Raw genomic sequence first — 16,208 nt, forward strand, 5'->3', positions numbered from 1 at the left:
GGCATATCATTTCATTTTTTAGCCTGCTAAAGTTCCTGAGCTAACATTTTGTTAGTGATAAGCAAACTTGACTTAGGAGACTTTATGAAAGTTTTAAAAGTTATTTTCGCCACGGCTCTAGCCTGTACCGCAACATTATCCTTTGCAAATACTCCTCGTCCGTCGATTCAAGGAAATACACCTGCTGAAATTCAAGCTCGTTTTTCAAATATTATTGAGCAGAATTTCATAAATGGAAAAGCTGATCAAATTATCGAGAACCTGAGCAGTCAGGAAATGGCAGATTTAGCCGCTTTTTACGGTGATGCAAAACAGGGTGATACGTCGGCATTATTACAAATCCTCGCTTCGAAACTTAATGCACAACATCTTGTAAAAGTTGGTCGTGCTTTTGGTAATGAATTAACATATTCAGCGGTAGCAAAATACGCATCAAAAGACGTTCGAGATGAATTTAATGTGACGCCAAAAGGAAGTGTCTTACCTATTAATTTCTACGCAAATCTTGCCATTGCAAACGCACATTCTATCCCTCGTGTATCAGCGCCTACTGCTACTCTAGTGGGAGGTATTGCTACACCGATGGTTGGACCAGCACCAACAGCGGATATGAGTCTCTATGATATATATTTAGAGTTTCGCACTGCTACTATTGGTTCGTTAAGTGTTGAATCAGCATTATATGAGAGCGCGGCATTTGCAGGTTCTAGATTGATTGTCGCTTATGGAGTTGGTTATGCGGTAGGTACACAGGTCAATAGTTTGATTAATACTTATGACCCCGCGTTAGGCAGTGCAATTGGATCGGCGGTAGCGACAGTAGTTAATACGGTGACTAATTTTGGTCAAACTACTCCAACAACTGCAGCTGGCGCTCAAGCGCAAACACAAATGGATTCGTTAATGGGATCGATTTTACCGCTAACGTCGCCCGGCGATTATAACGTTACACAGGATATGGCTGAAATGAATAGCGTAGGCGGGAGTATATGCACGTACGGGTGTAAACTTGATTAAATACCCATCACTACCGATCCTGTAAAAAATATCAAATCTAATTTGATAATGTTTTGAAGCAAACATGTGTGAAACAACTATGAAAAAATTTCAACTCTTAACCTTATTTGCTGAAGCACTTTTTTTTTGCTATTTTGTTTGGGGTGCATTAACAACGACTCACGATAAAGTACTTTTCTTATTCAATATGGGTTTTTTGTTGATTTTTTTATCGGGGTTGTACGGTGATATATTTTATTATAAAGATAGATTTGTAAGATTGAAAATGTCAATTCCTGAAATCTATAAAGATGCGAAAACTGGTAAGCGCAGCATGACTATGGTCGAACATGCTTTGTTGTTTTTAGGATTTAGTTTTCTTGCGATGAGTGCATATTTTAAATTTTTCATGTAATAGATCATTGAACTAAACCCTAAAGTTTGGCTTACATTTAACTTTGGGGGGAGCCATAATCAGCCCTTGATAGAGTCCCTATGACCGATGACCGGGCGAATTCATTCACGGTTTTGATAGGATATTTCACCTAATACGTTGTGGAAGCGCAACGGTGAAGATAAATCTAACTTCCTTTGGAAGTTATGGATAGCCTTTTTTATATGCAAACGAGAAGCTATAGAAACCTTAATAAAGTAGACAGGGATGGATATGAATCGCCTAATAGCTGCACTGCTAATTTTTTTGATTTTCTGCGATATTTCGTCTGCTGCGGTCACTGTAAAAAGTTTTACGGCTGATATACAGAAAGAAAAAAACGAAATTAATCTAAGCGACGAACTAAACAGTTTTTTCAAAAATAGTGGATGTTCGTTGCCAAAGGCATTAATCAAGAAGTTAGATAAGCAAGATAAAGCTTACATTCCTGGGGAGCTAAAGAATTTAATGTCGGGGAATATGACATCAGAAGTCGACAAATATTCTGGGAAGGGTGTCTTGGCCGTTTTGAATACGGCGTGGTTCGTAAATGCTCAGTCAGTTTCTATTCAAGTTACATTGACTGGTGCTGAAACGTATATCAACTACGATCCACTTGGTAATATGGATATGCAGGCCGATAATTTTGCCTACGCAATGGATTGTTCTGGATTCCTTAATTCCTCCATCAGTAGTGCCGGAGGAATTTCTGGCAGCGACGCAGCTATGGCAGCGAAAAGTGCTTTAGAAATTAAAAAATCTATGCTTGCAGTTAAAGCATCAGTTTTTTCTCCAATTGCGCTCGCAATTTCTCCCGATATCGGTGGGAACTTGAGCCGACGACAGAGAATTAGCGTTCTCTATTCTTTGTCGCGGGAAATAAATGGACTATACGTTGATGCACCTGATACTACAAAGGTATCATCTGGAAGGATGATACCGGCGATTTGGACGTCAAGTGCGGGGGCATCATCTTTGCAAGGCGAGGCAAGCCTATCGAGTAATCTTGGAGCAAGTGTTGGGGTCTTTTCAGCTTCAGCTAACGTCGCCGGCAATGCCACTTTTTCGAAAAGTATTTCGTTTTCTAAATTTGATACGTACATAATTAATTCTCAAGAAATTCCGACTATTGGCTCTGATCTAAAAGCCATTAACGACACTACAGTTCAACTGGTAAATTCCACTACGATAGCTAACCCAGTTCGGCGAATTGATTCTTCATACCAAGCATTATTTGACCTGCCAAGCCAGATTTGCAAAAAAATATGGACGATTAAGAGTTTTAAGTCACAAGATGTAGTCGTGCCTGGAACTGTTCAAACGACATGGGATGGACTGAAAGGTTGTGAAGTTACGATAAATCCTATATCGGCATTGGGAAATGACGAAATCGGTTTAGTTCTAGAAACTTCGAGCGATTTAAAGCCAGATCTAAAGTTCGTTCTCAAAGTACCTATCCGTTAGTTGAAATTAACAAACAATTTCCAATCAAGCTCACCACGGTGAGCTTTTTTTATGGGCGAAACAAAAATGAGCGAAGTCATTGGTTCAGGTGTAATTCAAGTAAGTGCAGATAGCAGTAAGCTAAAAGCTGGCATTGATGACGCCAAAAAAAGCATTGCGAGTTTGGGTGACGCAAACGAAAAATCCAGTGCACGTTCTTCTCGCAGCATTGATAACTATGTTAAGCGTCTACAAACGCAGAATGCGACGTTAGGTAAATCAACACGTGAAGTTGAGCTATATAAGCTGCAGCTAAAAGGAGCAACTGCACAGCAGTTAAAAGCGGCGGATTCAGCCTTGAAAATGGCAAAATCCCAGCGTAAATCAGCACAAAATATGCAGTCGTTAAAAACTGGTTTTATCGCGGTAGCAGCTGCTGCAACAGCGGCGGCCTATGCTGTTTATGCACTAACTGGTCGCATGATAGAGCAGATCACTGTTTATCAAGGGATCTCTGAAAAAATCGGTGATACGGCAGTAAGCGTCTCTTCGTTGAAGTTGGCATCAGATTTGTCGGGTGTTGCCTTGGATAGGGTGGCTGCGGCATCTGTTAAATTAACCTCTGCCTTATCCAAAACAGACGATGAATCCAAATTGACTGGTGCTGCTATTAAAGCACTCGGTCTTGATTTTCAAACATTCAAATCACTATCGCCAGTTGAACAGATTGATGCTATTGCAAAAGCAATGGCGGGATTTAAAAATGGTGCTGAAAAAACCGCAGTGGCTGTTGCTTTATTTGGCCAAACAGGCGCAGAAATGATGCCGTTTTTAAATGACTTAGCCGATAAAGGTCAGCGCCACACCGAACTGACAGAGCAACAAATTGCATCAACGGATAACTTTAATAAATCGATCATTATTTTAAAAAATAATTTCTCTAATCTTAGCCAAAAATTAGTTGCCAATGCAATTCCAGTTTTATCTTCTCTGCATTCGGTGTTTGTTGATTTATCAGAGGATGAAACAGTCATGGCAGTTGCTTCCGACCACCTGAATGGCGCGTTAGAAATTGGTATCGTGCTTTTTCAAACTTTGGCAGTTGTCGGTTCAGAAGTCGGTTATGTGTTTCTTAGCGTAGGACGTGAAATTGGTGCCATTGCCGCGCAACTCGTCGCATTAGCACATGGTGATATCTCCGGTTTTAAAGCGATCAGCAACGCCGTAAAAGAAGATGCAGAACGGGCGCGTAAAGAGCTGGATAAATTTCAGCAGAAAATAATGTCCATAGGCGTTATGCCGGAAAAAAATGAAAAAACAAGTAAGCCTGTCAAGGAAAGCCCAAAGCTTGATACATCTGGTCTTGTCATCAAAACGAATACTGGTGAGAGTGGCCAACTAGCCAAAGCTCAACTTGATGCAGATTTACGCAACATCCGGCAATCTACCGATGCACTAATCAGTACTTATGCCAATGCAGAAAAAATCATGCAAGCCCGACGTGCTGCCGGTTTAGTGGCAGACCGTGATTATTATCTTTCTAAACTTAGTTTTATTAACTTAAACAAAGAAGCTCAAGAAAAATCATTGCAGGCTGAAATTGCTCGCTTGCAGACAGAAAAGTTTATTGGCAAAGAAAAGATCGAAAACGATAAAAAAATAGCGGATGCACAGGCAAAGCTATTAAAGTCACGAGAAGATGCCGTAACAAATATTCAGATCAATTCAATCGCAGAAGCAGCAGCGATTGATAAAACCAGACGTGCTTACGATGATGCCACATTCTCGGCTAATAACTATCTGGCCGCAATCGACCGACAAAATCAGCGCGATATCTCCAAAATCGGGCGCGGCGTTGACTTTGGCTTACAAGCTGATATCACCAATAAAATTGATGATAAAAAAATAGAAGCTACCCAGCGATTAGATCGGGATAAAACTAAGGGTTTAATCACTGCGGAAGAATATCAGCAGCACCTGGCTATTGTTGAGGATACCTACGCAAAAGAAATTGCTTTGGCACAGAATAAAAATATTGCTATTAAAGAGCTGGAAGGTGACTGGATAAACGGTGCTAAATCCGCCTTGGAAAACTATGCGGATCAATCCTCCAATGTAGCCAGCCTTACTGAAAACCTATTTACCAAAGGTATGGACGGAATGACCGATTCTATCGTTGATTTTGCTATGACAGGTAAATCTACTTTTGGTGATTTTGCTAAATCAATGATTGCCGATATCGCTAAGATGATGATTAAGATGTTGGCTATGAAAGCCATTAAAGCCACTATGGGCATGTTTGCCGACGGCGGTGCGTTCGATGGCGGCAAGCAGGCCTTTGCCAAAGGTGGTGCATTTGATAGCGGAGTTACCAAGTTTGCCAGTGGCGGCGCGTTTACTAACAGTATCGTAGATCAGCCTACCAATTTCAATATGGGGCAAATGGGTGAGGCCGGACCAGAGGCGATCATGCCACTAACACGCATGTCAGGTGGTGAGTTGGGTGTCAGAGCGCAAGGAGTGGGTAATAGCGTCTCTTCCAGCATTCAAGTCAACGTCTATGTACAGCAAGACGGAAATAGCCAAGTAGATGCACCAAGCGGCATGCAACAGTTCGGCAAAGAGCTTGCAGACTTTGTGGATGCTCGGATTGGAAAAAGCACTCGCGATGCACAGCGTCCGGGCGGCTCCCTCTACAACCTCAAACACGGAACGGGCTAATGAAAACTTTCACATGGAAACCAATTAGTGAAACCACTGGATCCACTCAATTCCGCGTACTTAAAGCACCATTTGGCGACGGTTACGCGCAGACGGCAGCCGACGGAATAAACAATAAATCCGAATCATGGCCCTTGTCCTTTATCGCAAAAAGCAACGTCATCATTGAAATTAAAGCGTTTTTAGATTCACTAAAAGGCGCTCAATCCTTCCAGTGGACTCCACCTTTGAGTAAGTCAATTTTAGTCCAAGCAGGCGATTATCAAATAACTCCAAACGGCGGCGATGTTTGGACATTAACCGTTACTTTTGAACAGAGCTTTCAACCATGATTAAGTCTGACGCGCAACTATTAGAGGTAGGTGAAGTGGTGGTGTTGTTTGAGCTGGATGCCACCCAAATCGGTGGCAACTACCTTAAATTTCACGGCTATCAAGAAATTGGCGCAATCACATGGCAAGGCAAAGAGTACACAGCATGGCCGATATTGGCTGAAGGCTTTGCCAGAACCAGCGCTCAACAGCCTGCGCCAACACTGGCAGTTGGTAACGTAGATGGTGCTATCTCCGCGCTTTGTATTCATTTTGATGATTTAGTTGGTGCCAAATTAACGCGCCATACAACGCTTGGTAAATATCTGGATGCGGTTAATTTTAGTGAAGGTAATCCCAGCGCGGATCCAAGCCAAGAATTCCCGGTTGATGTCTGGACTATCGAACAAAAAACCAGTGAAACCAGTGAGGCGGTTGAATTTGAATTGGCCAGCGCATTAAATTTTCAAGGAACGCAACTGCCGCGCCGCCAAATAGTCGCCAATGTCTGCACCTGGCTTAGCACGGGTGGTTATCGCGGCACATATTGCGGTTATACCGGCGCTGCCATGTTTGATAAAGACGGTAATCCGGTTGCGAGCAGTGCGCTTGATCGATGCGGCGGGAAGCTATCTGACTGTAAAAAACGCTTTGGTGAGAATAACATTTTGAATTTTGGCAGCTTCCCTGCTGCAGGAATGCTGTCGTGAAACCAAAAACACTAACAGATATTAAGCGGCACGCCGAAGCAGACTACCCACGTGAAGCGTGTGGCCTGATCATCATCCGAAGAGGTCGTGAAAAATATCTACCTTGCAAAAATTTAGCACCGGATACCGAGCATTTTATTATTTCAGCTCAAGACTATGCAGTTGCTGAAGAGATGGGCGAAATCGTCGCTGTCGTCCATTCACATCCCGATGCACCGGCAAGTCCAAGCGAAGCAGATAAAGTGAGCTGTGAGGCTTCTGGTGTGCTCTGGCACATCATCCGAGTTGATGGTACTGAAGGTATTCCAACTGCTGGCGAATTAATAACCATTGAGCCATGCGGTTATCAGGTACCACTAGTCGGTCGGCAATTCTTTCATGGTGTGTTGGACTGTTATTCACTTATTCGTGATTGGTATCAACAAACACGAAGCATTGAATTAAAACAGTTTAGTCGCGCTGATGAGTGGTGGAATGACGGAAAAAGCGATTTATATACACAAGGCTTTCCACAAGCGGGCTTTGTATCGATTGAGTCAAATGCTGAAATGCAAGTAGGTGATGTGATTCTGATGCAGATCCGCAGTACTAACGGTGTGCCAAATCACGCTGCAATTTATATTGGCGATGGTTTGATTCTGCATCACTTACATGGTCATTTATCCAGCCGAGATGTCTATGGCGGTTATTGGCAAGAAGTGACGCGGAACGTCATCAGATATGTTGGTTAATGCTGCATTGCTTTATTAGCGGCCTGTGCTAAAAAACCTGATCGCGTCATATGATGGGCTTTGGCGAAAGCGTCAATTTCATGCACTAAATTTTCAGGTAGCGTGATATTTAAGCGCATAGATTTTGTGCTGACTTTTGAAAGATCAATATCAAATAGCATCCACAGGCCACCTTGGTAGTCTGGATTGGCTGCCAACGTTGTCACGTCAGAAGGTGCAGGTACTTCTTCACCATCGCTGAAATGCGCTTCAACCGCTTCTTGTACTGCGGCAGGTAAATCGTTCAATTCGTCGGCGGCAGAAAAGCAGCCGGGAAAATCGGGGAAGGTGGCGCTGTGTGCATGAGTGTCATCGCCGAGGTGTACATAGATAGGATATAGCATGATATTAGTCCTGTTTCCAAGGCCATCCGGCCTGTTTAAAAATACTTTTCAGCGTACCAATTTGAATATCTTTTCGTGGGTGTGGCACGGTCACTTTGCCCGGTTTAGTGGGATGTTTAAATTGGTTGTGTGATCCCACTGTGTGGGCAAGATACCAACCATCCTGTTTTAATTTCTTAATTAGGTTTGCGCTGTTCATATAATAAATATACACATCAATACACATCAGCGCAAGGGATTTATGATTCAGCTTAGATTAATCAGGTTGTTTGAGGCGGAAACAAGGTCAGTGATATAATTATCTTTTTATTAATTATTGGCGAGATTATGGAAAAGATTTTCATCCTATTTTGGGTTACTTTATTGAGCGCTTGTTCTACAACTCAGACATTACAAAGTGAAGCAAAGCAGGTCAAATCTGAAAATATTTACGCTTATCAAATGAAATCATCAGTTGCAGATGCTCATATCTTTGTTACTAGGGATAGCGGAATTTATGGGATAGCTTGTACGACGAGTCTTTTAATTAATGGAAAACTGGTAGCAAAATTTGAAGCTGGTGAGAGGGCAGAATTTTACTTACCTAGCGGTGAATATATTCTTGCGCATGGTGTTGCTAGCAAGGGACTATGTAGATTAGGTAAAGATAGTGGCGGGCACGGTAGAGAGACTTTTTTACGCTCCGGTGAAACTAAGTGGTTTCGTTTGTACTTAGAGGGTGACAACGGTGACATAGCGCCGATTATTCCTCAATAACTATTACTAATTTAAGTTATGCCAGCCTTTGAGCTGGCTTTTTTTATGGACGAAACATGAACCAACTTAGAACAATCCGCTTATACGGCAAGCTAGGAAATCAATTTGGGCGCGTGCACACGCTAGCCGTGGCCAACGTGCGCGAAGCAGTAAAAGCCCTGTCCGTGTTGTTGCCTGGCTTTGAGCGCGAGCTATTAACGAGTAAGGCGCGTGGCATTGTCTATGCCGTTTTTATCGGTAAAAAGAACATCAGTAAAGATGATTTACACCAACCGACCGGTTCTAATGATATTCGCATAGCTCCAATACTGCAGGGCGCGAAGCGTGGCGGGATTCTGCAGACGATTGTTGGCGCGGTGTTGGTTGTTGTTGGTACCTATTTCGGACAAGCGTGGGCGGTTCAGGCGGGTATTGGGATGATGTTGGGCGGCGTAGTTCAAATGCTTTCACCGCAGCAGCTAGGGCAATCCGGCAAAGATGACCCGGCAAACGCCGCTTCCTATAATTTCAATGGTGCTGTCAACACTACGGCTCAAGGCAACCCAGTGCCAATTTTATACGGACGGATGATCGTCGGTTCTGCCGTTATCTCAGCAGGAATTTACTCAGAAGATAAAGCCTAGCTTAATAAAACAACCAACTAAGTAACCCGCTGCGAGCGGGTTTTTTTACGTCAAAAGGGTGTGTAATGTCGGAAATTATCGGGTACGGCGGTAAAGGTGGTGGAGGCGGCAGTGGGAGCAAAGAAACCAGAGATAGCTTGCGCAGTATTTCCTACGCAAAAGTGCTTGATCTGGTATCAGAAGGTGAAATTCAAGGCTTAGTCAACGGCTTGCAATCCATTTTCTTTGATGGCACCCGATTGCAAAATCAGGATGGCACGTTTAACTTTCGGGATGTTACTGCTGACTTCAGGCCGGGCACCCAGAATCAGGACGTCATTGCTGGGTTTCCCGGTGTAGAAAATGAAATCACCATCGGCCATGAGTTAAGATCAGAAGCACCTTGGGTGCGCGCCATTAACAACACCCAGCTTTCCGCCGTCCGGCTACGCTTGGCTGTCGCCGCACTCAGTAAAATGGATAAAGAAAATGGCGATGTCAACGGCTATAAAATCGCCTATCAAATTGACGTGGCAACCGATGGCGGCGGCTATAAGCCAGTCATTAACCAAACTTTTGACGGTAAAACTACCTCACGCTATGAGCGTAGCCACAGAATCGAATTGCCGCCTGCAAAAACAGGCTGGGTGATTCGCATCACACGCGCCACTCCAAACGCTAATAGCGCCCTCATTGCCGACACTACCCTCATTTCCACGCTGACCGAAGTCATCGACGTCAAATTACGCTATCCCATGTCTGCCATTGTGGGCATACAAATTGACGCCAGCCAGTTTCAAGGCATTCCCACGCGTAGTTACGATCTGCGTGGCCGCATCATTAAAGTACCCAGTAATTACGACCCCATCTCACACGTCTATACCGGCGTTTGGGATGGCACCTTTAAACCGGCATGGACCAATAACCCGGCGTGGGTATTTTATGATCTGGTACTCAATGACCGGTACGGCTTAGGCCACACGCTGGATGCGTCCACGATCGACAAATGGAGCCTGTACCAGATTGGGCGTTATTGTGACGTCAAGGTGCCAGATGGGTTGGGCGGCACTGAGCCGCGCTTTACCTGTAACCTCTACCTGCAGACCGCCGCCGAAGCCTACAAAGTGCTGCAAGACTTGGCGTCCTTGTTCCGGGGTATTAGTTATTGGGCAGCTGGCAGCATTATCACTTCAGCCGATATACCCACCGACCCGACTTATATTTACACCGCCGCCAACGTCATCGACGGCAAATTCACCGGCGTAGGCAGTAGCCAACGAACCCGTTATACCGTGGCGCTGGTGAGCTGGAATGACCCAGCTGATTTTTACAAAGCCCGTGTTGAATATGTGCAGGACGATGACGGCATTGCCCGGTATGGCGTGCAAAAGATCAGCATGACTGCGTTTGGTTGCACCAGCCAAGGCCAAGCGCAACGCGCCGGAAATTGGGCGCTGCTTACGTCGAGGCTGGAAACTGACACACTCACGTTTTCAGTTGGTTTAGATGGTTTGGTATCCAGCCCCGGGCAAATTGTACGGATAGCTGATCCGCACCGCATGGGGCGTCGTAACGCTGGCCGACTTCGTCATGCCGTTGGCCGCACTGTTACCTTAGATAAAGCACCAGTAATTGCCGTGGGCGATGACTTCACCGTCATTTTACCTACCGGCATCACAGAAACGCGAAAAGTCATGGCAATCAGTGGCGACACTGTCACTGTCCAACGTGATTGGTCAACCTTGCCGGTAGCGCAGGCGATTTGGTCAGTCGACAATATCGATCTGATTGCACCCTCCTATAAAATTCTATCGATCATTGAAAAGGGCGGCTTGACCTATGAGATTACCGCCTTGCAGCACGAACCGGGTAAATTTGAGTATATCGATAATGGCACCCGTATTGAAGAAAGGCCACATACCGGCTTAGAAAGCGCACCTAGCACGCCGACTAACCTACTCTTTACTTCGCACCCTTATTGGGTCGATGATAGCGTAGTGGCAACTAACGCCACCTTAAGCTGGACGGGATTTTCTCCAGTGTATCGTGTGCTCTGGCGCAAAGCATTGGGAACCTGGGCTGACATCAAAACCCGTTCACCCAGCATCGATTTTAAAAGTGTTGAAGCCAGCGAGTATGAATTTAAAGTGTCGGCCATTTCATCCACCGGATTAGAATCGCCACCTGCTATTTTTAATGCTACGGTCACACCGACATTGCCCCCGCTGGACGACATTACCGGGTTACGCTTAGAAAGCGGCTTTACCACCAACTCCGCAAAAATCGCATGGGATAACGTTAAAGGAGCAACGTCCTACCGTGCGCAAGTCGTCGTTGGTAAACCTGCCATCGTTGTACGTACTATTAACGTAGGTGATACGCCACGTTTTGAATATACCGTGGGCGACATGAAAGTAGACGGTGGGCCGTGGCGAACAGTTGAATTCAGAATCAAAGCTTTGGGCAAATTTGGTACAGGAAGCGCGGTAGCTTCCTTAATCGCCACTAATAAACAAATAGGTGCACTGGTCAATATTCGGGTAGATCAGGGCATTAGGGCGGGTTATTTCAATTGCACACCACCGCCAGAAGATGATTTTGCCGGAATTATTATCTGGATCAGTACCGATCCAGCCTGTCCAGCATTACCAGAAAATGAAATTTATGACGGAGCTGATAGCTTCGTGACTCTAACCAAATTCACTGATGGGGAAGCGTTAGATAAAAAGAATGAGTACTACATTCGTGCAGCCGCTTACGATTCCTTGGGCAAAGATGATCTGAACGTCTCGACTGCTATACCATTAACAGTGGCTGGTGTTTTACCTGATGTTGGATCGATTCTTGAGTCAATGTTGACTAAAGAGTTAAGCGACAAAATAACCGCCATCGGTGAGTTTGATCCAAATGACATCGTTGCTCAAATCGTTAAAGAGGAAGAGGCGAGAAAAGATGCTGTAGGTGCCGTGGCCACAACAGTACTCACTGTACAAACACAGCTCAACGGCAACATCGCAAGCGTACAGGCGCAAGCCAAGTCCATCGATGGACTATCAGCGCAATACACCGTAAAAACAGACGTCAATGGTTATGTGGCAGGTTATGGCCTAGCCACCACGATTGTTGAAGGCATACCACAAAGCGACTTCACCATCCTTGCAGATCGCTTTGCCGTGGTACAGCCGGGTGTGCAAAAGCGGGTGCCGTTTGTGGTGACATCTAAAAACGGTGTGGCGCAAATTGGTATCGATGGAAACTTGCTGGTTAATGGTTCAGTTACTGCTGATTCGATATTAGCCAATGCTATCACTGGCGATAAAATTAAAGCAGGAAGTTTGTCCGCCAATGTGTTTGAGTCCGGTGTTGGATCCGGCAACCTGCTCTATAACGCGTCGCTGACTGCCACGTATGAAACAGGTGGGTTAATTTTGCCGGATGGTTATATAGGCGGTACTGATTTTTATATCAATCCGTTCACGTTTAGCATTAATGGCGCTGGCGATGCCTGGCGTCCGGTCGGTGTGAATGTCATTTCGGTCAATCAACGGGGAGTAGCACCAAACGACAACCAATATGTGCTTTCCCCAGCGGTATCTATCGTGCAAGGTGCTTATTACGAAATGTCAATTTATACCGGGGCTCATCGCTGTCATATCAGTATCGCTATTGGCTGGGTTGATGTTAACGGAGCATGGGCTGGGTTCACACACGGTGGATGGATCAATGCTGAAGAAGCTTATGGCGGTACGACGTTAAGCGGCTATAAACGATTATTCATCCTAGGGCAAGCACCAGCTGGCGCAGTAGCAGGTAGATTAATCACATATAAAAATGGGACGTTGTATGGAGGGGATTCGTGGATGTTTCTCTGCATGCCCTATATTGGGGTTGCTAATGGCGCAAACCAAACTCTGCCTTCACCGTGGTCACCACCTGGCATTGGCACCCAAATACATGGTGGCGCGATTAAAACCAGCACAATTACCGCTGATCGGCTTGCCGTGTCGGACCTCTCCGCCATCAGCGCGAATCTTGGACGCATTACTGCAGGTGATTTGTACTCAACGACTATTCATGGTGGTAGCGGCTATCCGACCAGCAATTATGCATGGCCGAACAACGGCGGGAATGGATTTCATTTAAGTTCAAGTGGCCTGTTGTTAGGTAACGCGCACAACGGGCGCTATTTTCAGGCAACGGCAAACGGTGACCTTTATGCGCCGGGCATGAGTATTATTAACGGTAAATTGACGATTAATGAGCTGAAAGTGATTAATACGGATCAGCTTGAAGATAATTCTGTCACGGAGATAGAAACGGCGGTTAGTGCAAGTGGTGCGGAGGTCGTAGTCAATGTTAGTGCCGGAAATGTTTCGAGAAATGGAACAACACCCATTGTTTTTATGATGCATTCAGCTAACCCTACACGCCGTCTAACTGTTTATAAAGACGGTAAATCTATTTTTTCTAGTGAGTCTATTGTCTCTGTCTTTTATGCGCCACCCGGTCGATATGTGTGTAGGGTGAGCCACGCCGGAGAGATGACTGGAAGACAAACAAGTTTAGTAGCAATAAAGGTAAAAAGATGATTAATTATGTAATGCACGATAGTAAAACGGGTGAAATTATTCAATGGGGAACCTGCTCAGATGGGCAAATGCATGAATACAAACGGGATGGAGTTGATGTAGTGGAGGGTGATGGAAATCCCGATACGCATTTTGTCGAAAACGGGTTGATCCACTTGTATTCTGACATTGAATTAAGTCTTAAAAACAATGTGCCAGAAGGTTTTATTTGGAAAATGCCTGAACGAATACTCGTTGATCAGCGTGATTTGAGCATGGTAAAAGAACAGGCATGGAATCGCATAAAGAATGAACGCAATTTGGCGGAGTCGGCCAATTTTATCTGCAACGGCGCAGTTTATCAGGCAGATAAAGAGCGTATACCGCTGGCCATGCAAACAGCGCTACAGGCCAAGTTGGACGGTACCGTTTTTACAATCGATTGGGTACTGGCAGACAACAGCACTATTACATTAACTGCGTCGGACATGATTAATGTGGGAACGGCACTCAATAAGCAAATGGCAGAAGTGAATGAAAAGAGTCAGCGCTTGCGTCAAGAAATACATCAAGCAACTTCCATTGCTGAAATTGATTTAATTAACTGGGTTTAACTGATTTTCAAATCAACCAAACACCTTCGGGTGTTTTTTTTCGTCCTACAACTTTAAAAAAGGAAATAAATCATGGCAATCAAAGGTATCTCAAAATCGATTGAGGAAGTCAACACAGGCTCAGCCGCCGCATTTCACCGTATTGAGCATTACTCAGTCGATATGCGCTCTAAATACGTGTCATTGATCGTGCGAGGCTATGTGACAGAAGCAGCCTGCGACAACGGAAAATTACACATCATGGAAACCACTACCACTATTGCACAGGCACCGGCGCTCACCGACAACGTTCTGGAATTTTTGTACAAAACAATTACTGCTGTCGCGCCGGAAGCTATCCCAAGCCAATCGCAACCAGCCATGCCTGTACCTGTAGCAATTAACGCGTTCGCCGGCGCGGAATTGGTCTATGAAGTAGTTGCCAAGGTTAAAAAATAAAGGAGTAATAACATGCAAGACGACTACGGCAACTCTCTCCCTCGTTCACCAAGTCCAGATGAATGGGCATCGCTTTGCAAGTGGGTTGGTTCACTGGAAGACGGCCTAGCCGAAAACATGAAAGTGTGCCGCCGCACCGAAGACAACACTGCAGAAATTATTATCGTATTTGATAGCGTAAAAGGCGCATTCAAGGTGCTGGGTTGGATTGGGCAAATCGCCAAGCCGGTGGCCGCCATTATCAGTTTAGGGCTGGCCACATGGGGTGTGGTATTGGCGGTAAAAGCAGGCATCAGTCAAAAATAAGGACACTACTATGAACCTCAAAAATAGGATTTACATCGGTATTATTACCGCCGTCATGACTGCCGGTTTCGTGCAATGGGAAAGCTCCGGAAAGGTCATTACACAACCGTATTTTGATCTGGCCGGGATACCCACTGTATGCGACGGACACACCGGCAACGTCGATATAAACCGGATTTACACCCCGCAAGAATGCACTGATTTCCGTAATCAAGACATCGTTAAACACTTAAACGGCATGTTGGAATGCGTGGAGGTGCCGCTTAAACAGCACCAGGTCAATGCTTTCACGCTGTTTGCTAGTAATGTCGGTGTGAATGCATTTTGCAATTCAAAAAACACCGTGGTCGGCCCACTCAATCGTGGCGATTATGCCGCCGCTTGCGACGGCTTGCGTCGCTGGGTGTACGTCGGCAAACAGCGGGTGCAGGGTCTGGTCAACCGGCGCGAATTTGAGCGTAAATTGTGTTTGGGGGAGTTATGAATATGCCGTGGTGGGTGAGTGCGTTGGTGCTGATTGCTGCGAGTCTATTCTTTGAATTTCATGGCAGGAGTTTTGTGCAGCGACAATGGAATAGCGACAAAGTAGTACAAACTCAATTAGCAAAAATCAAGCAGGAACAACGAGACGCTGAAAACTCACAATTAAAAACGCAACAGACCACTATCAGCAGCACTATTCAGAAAGTACATGATGATGAAATTAGCCGCCTTACTACTGCACTTAACGATTCTCGTCGGTTGCGCATCGGCTCCCAGTTCTGTGGTGCTACTTCCGGACAAACCGACACCCAAAGCGCCACTAGCGGCGCTGCAGCCGATACCGGAGGCAGGGTACTTTCAGAAGAAATGGACAGAGCTGTTAAGCAATTGATCTTTGAGTCTGAGCAAGTCGCCGCAACGGGCAGGGCAGCTCAAGCTTTTATTCGAGAGAATGGATTGGGGGAATAATTTTTAATTCAACCGGCTAGATTTTAAGCCGGTTGATTATTTATTTCCAGTCAGATGCTCTTCGCGACGTGGCATCGGCTAGAACTCGTGCATAAATTTCAGCAGGCACTCCTTGCCTGCGCATGGCTCTTTTACCAGCTAAAAGTCCATCCAGTAATGCAACAGCAAGACCACAATTTACTGATAAGGATATGTCGACATTGACACGTTGAATTGGCGAAATTGATCGTCTATTTTAATAGTCA

Annotated in this window: 17 protein-coding genes; 15 read left to right on the forward strand and 2 right to left on the reverse strand. The window is 45.1% G+C overall.

The genetic code is table 11. From position 1 onward, the window contains the following. Positions 1–84: 84 nt before the first annotated feature. From S2091_RS10805 to S2091_RS10835, 7 genes are all read left to right on the forward strand, one after another. Positions 85–1,017 carry a hypothetical protein gene (locus tag S2091_RS10805; RefSeq protein WP_105531829.1) on the forward strand — a complete coding sequence of 311 codons (933 nt, stop codon included), beginning with the start codon at positions 85–87 and terminating at the stop codon, positions 1,015–1,017. Between the two features lie 79 nt (positions 1,018–1,096). Continuing rightward, positions 1,097–1,411, forward strand: a complete 315-nt coding sequence (locus S2091_RS10810; RefSeq protein ID WP_105531830.1) for a hypothetical protein — start codon at positions 1,097–1,099, stop codon at positions 1,409–1,411. A 246-nt stretch (positions 1,412–1,657) separates the two neighbouring features. Further along, complete coding sequence (locus S2091_RS10815; RefSeq protein ID WP_105531831.1) at positions 1,658–2,893, forward strand: hypothetical protein; 1,236 nt, start codon at positions 1,658–1,660, stop codon at positions 2,891–2,893. Between the two features lie 66 nt (positions 2,894–2,959). Next, positions 2,960–5,593, forward strand: a complete 2,634-nt coding sequence (locus S2091_RS10820; protein WP_165794972.1) for a phage tail tape measure protein — start codon at positions 2,960–2,962, stop codon at positions 5,591–5,593. Next, positions 5,593–5,925 carry a phage tail protein gene (locus tag S2091_RS10825; RefSeq protein WP_105531833.1) on the forward strand — a complete coding sequence of 111 codons (333 nt, stop codon included), beginning with the start codon at positions 5,593–5,595 and terminating at the stop codon, positions 5,923–5,925. The genes S2091_RS10820 and S2091_RS10825 overlap by 1 nt, the downstream gene beginning before the upstream one ends. Beyond that, positions 5,922–6,614 (forward strand): phage minor tail protein L, encoded by a 693-nt coding sequence (locus S2091_RS10830; protein ID WP_105531834.1) that lies wholly within the window; start codon positions 5,922–5,924, stop codon positions 6,612–6,614. Before S2091_RS10825 ends, S2091_RS10830 begins: the two co-directional genes overlap by 4 nt. Then, complete coding sequence (locus tag S2091_RS10835) at positions 6,611–7,345, forward strand: C40 family peptidase (RefSeq protein WP_105531835.1); 735 nt, start codon at positions 6,611–6,613, stop codon at positions 7,343–7,345. The genes S2091_RS10830 and S2091_RS10835 overlap by 4 nt, the downstream gene beginning before the upstream one ends. On the opposite strand, the gene S2091_RS10840 is transcribed toward S2091_RS10835, so the two are convergent. Next, positions 7,342–7,728, reverse strand: coding sequence for a type II toxin-antitoxin system HicB family antitoxin (locus S2091_RS10840; protein WP_105531836.1), 387 nt, complete (start codon positions 7,726–7,728; stop codon positions 7,342–7,344). The two genes, S2091_RS10835 and S2091_RS10840, sit on opposite strands and share 4 nt — an antisense overlap. A gap of 4 nt (positions 7,729–7,732) precedes the next feature. Then, positions 7,733–7,927 (reverse strand): type II toxin-antitoxin system HicA family toxin, encoded by a 195-nt coding sequence (locus S2091_RS10845; RefSeq protein ID WP_105531927.1) that lies wholly within the window; start codon positions 7,925–7,927, stop codon positions 7,733–7,735. 128 nt (positions 7,928–8,055) lie between these two features. Between S2091_RS10845 and S2091_RS10850 the strand changes: the two genes are divergently transcribed. From S2091_RS10850 to S2091_RS10885, 8 genes are all read left to right on the forward strand, one after another. Further along, positions 8,056–8,484, forward strand: a complete 429-nt coding sequence (locus S2091_RS10850) for a hypothetical protein (RefSeq protein ID WP_105531837.1) — start codon at positions 8,056–8,058, stop codon at positions 8,482–8,484. 56 nt (positions 8,485–8,540) lie between these two features. Continuing rightward, positions 8,541–9,107, forward strand: a complete 567-nt coding sequence (locus S2091_RS10855) for a tail assembly protein (protein ID WP_105531838.1) — start codon at positions 8,541–8,543, stop codon at positions 9,105–9,107. A 65-nt stretch (positions 9,108–9,172) separates the two neighbouring features. Continuing rightward, entirely contained in the window at positions 9,173–13,675 is a 4,503-nt protein-coding gene (locus S2091_RS10860; RefSeq protein ID WP_105531839.1) for a TipJ family phage tail tip protein, read from the forward strand. After that, entirely contained in the window at positions 13,672–14,268 is a 597-nt protein-coding gene (locus S2091_RS10865) for a DUF4376 domain-containing protein (RefSeq protein ID WP_105531840.1), read from the forward strand. The genes S2091_RS10860 and S2091_RS10865 overlap by 4 nt, the downstream gene beginning before the upstream one ends. A 72-nt stretch (positions 14,269–14,340) precedes the next feature. Beyond that, positions 14,341–14,706, forward strand: coding sequence for a hypothetical protein (locus S2091_RS10870; RefSeq protein WP_105531841.1), 366 nt, complete (start codon positions 14,341–14,343; stop codon positions 14,704–14,706). Between the two features lie 12 nt (positions 14,707–14,718). Then, positions 14,719–15,012 (forward strand): hypothetical protein, encoded by a 294-nt coding sequence (locus tag S2091_RS10875; protein ID WP_105531842.1) that lies wholly within the window; start codon positions 14,719–14,721, stop codon positions 15,010–15,012. Positions 15,013–15,022: 10 nt separating this feature from the next. Further along, positions 15,023–15,496, forward strand: a complete 474-nt coding sequence (locus tag S2091_RS10880; protein WP_105531843.1) for a lysozyme — start codon at positions 15,023–15,025, stop codon at positions 15,494–15,496. Beyond that, a complete protein-coding gene (locus tag S2091_RS10885) occupies positions 15,493–15,963 on the forward strand; it encodes a hypothetical protein (RefSeq protein ID WP_133166896.1) in 471 nt (156 codons plus the stop codon). Before S2091_RS10880 ends, S2091_RS10885 begins: the two co-directional genes overlap by 4 nt. Positions 15,964–16,208: the final 245 nt, after the last annotated feature.

Source organism: Solimicrobium silvestre (assembly GCF_002976435.1).
Lineage (GTDB): Bacteria > Pseudomonadota > Gammaproteobacteria > Burkholderiales > Burkholderiaceae_D > Solimicrobium > Solimicrobium silvestre.

Coding starts and splice junctions, on each gene's coding strand:
- S2091_RS10805 (WP_105531829.1), top strand. CDS start 85: ATGAAAGTTTTAAAAGTTATTTTCGCCACGGCTCTAGCCTGTACCGCA.
- S2091_RS10810 (WP_105531830.1), top strand. CDS start 1,097: ATGAAAAAATTTCAACTCTTAACCTTATTTGCTGAAGCACTTTTTTTT.
- S2091_RS10815 (WP_105531831.1), top strand. CDS start 1,658: ATGGATATGAATCGCCTAATAGCTGCACTGCTAATTTTTTTGATTTTC.
- S2091_RS10820 (WP_165794972.1), top strand. CDS start 2,960: ATGAGCGAAGTCATTGGTTCAGGTGTAATTCAAGTAAGTGCAGATAGC.
- S2091_RS10825 (WP_105531833.1), top strand. CDS start 5,593: ATGAAAACTTTCACATGGAAACCAATTAGTGAAACCACTGGATCCACT.
- S2091_RS10830 (WP_105531834.1), top strand. CDS start 5,922: ATGATTAAGTCTGACGCGCAACTATTAGAGGTAGGTGAAGTGGTGGTG.
- S2091_RS10840 (WP_105531836.1), bottom strand. CDS start 7,728: ATGCTATATCCTATCTATGTACACCTCGGCGATGACACTCATGCACAC.
- S2091_RS10845 (WP_105531927.1), bottom strand. CDS start 7,927: ATGAACAGCGCAAACCTAATTAAGAAATTAAAACAGGATGGTTGGTAT.
- S2091_RS10850 (WP_105531837.1), top strand. CDS start 8,056: ATGGAAAAGATTTTCATCCTATTTTGGGTTACTTTATTGAGCGCTTGT.
- S2091_RS10855 (WP_105531838.1), top strand. CDS start 8,541: ATGAACCAACTTAGAACAATCCGCTTATACGGCAAGCTAGGAAATCAA.
- S2091_RS10860 (WP_105531839.1), top strand. CDS start 9,173: ATGTCGGAAATTATCGGGTACGGCGGTAAAGGTGGTGGAGGCGGCAGT.
- S2091_RS10865 (WP_105531840.1), top strand. CDS start 13,672: ATGATTAATTATGTAATGCACGATAGTAAAACGGGTGAAATTATTCAA.
- S2091_RS10870 (WP_105531841.1), top strand. CDS start 14,341: ATGGCAATCAAAGGTATCTCAAAATCGATTGAGGAAGTCAACACAGGC.
- S2091_RS10875 (WP_105531842.1), top strand. CDS start 14,719: ATGCAAGACGACTACGGCAACTCTCTCCCTCGTTCACCAAGTCCAGAT.
- S2091_RS10880 (WP_105531843.1), top strand. CDS start 15,023: ATGAACCTCAAAAATAGGATTTACATCGGTATTATTACCGCCGTCATG.
- S2091_RS10885 (WP_133166896.1), top strand. CDS start 15,493: ATGAATATGCCGTGGTGGGTGAGTGCGTTGGTGCTGATTGCTGCGAGT.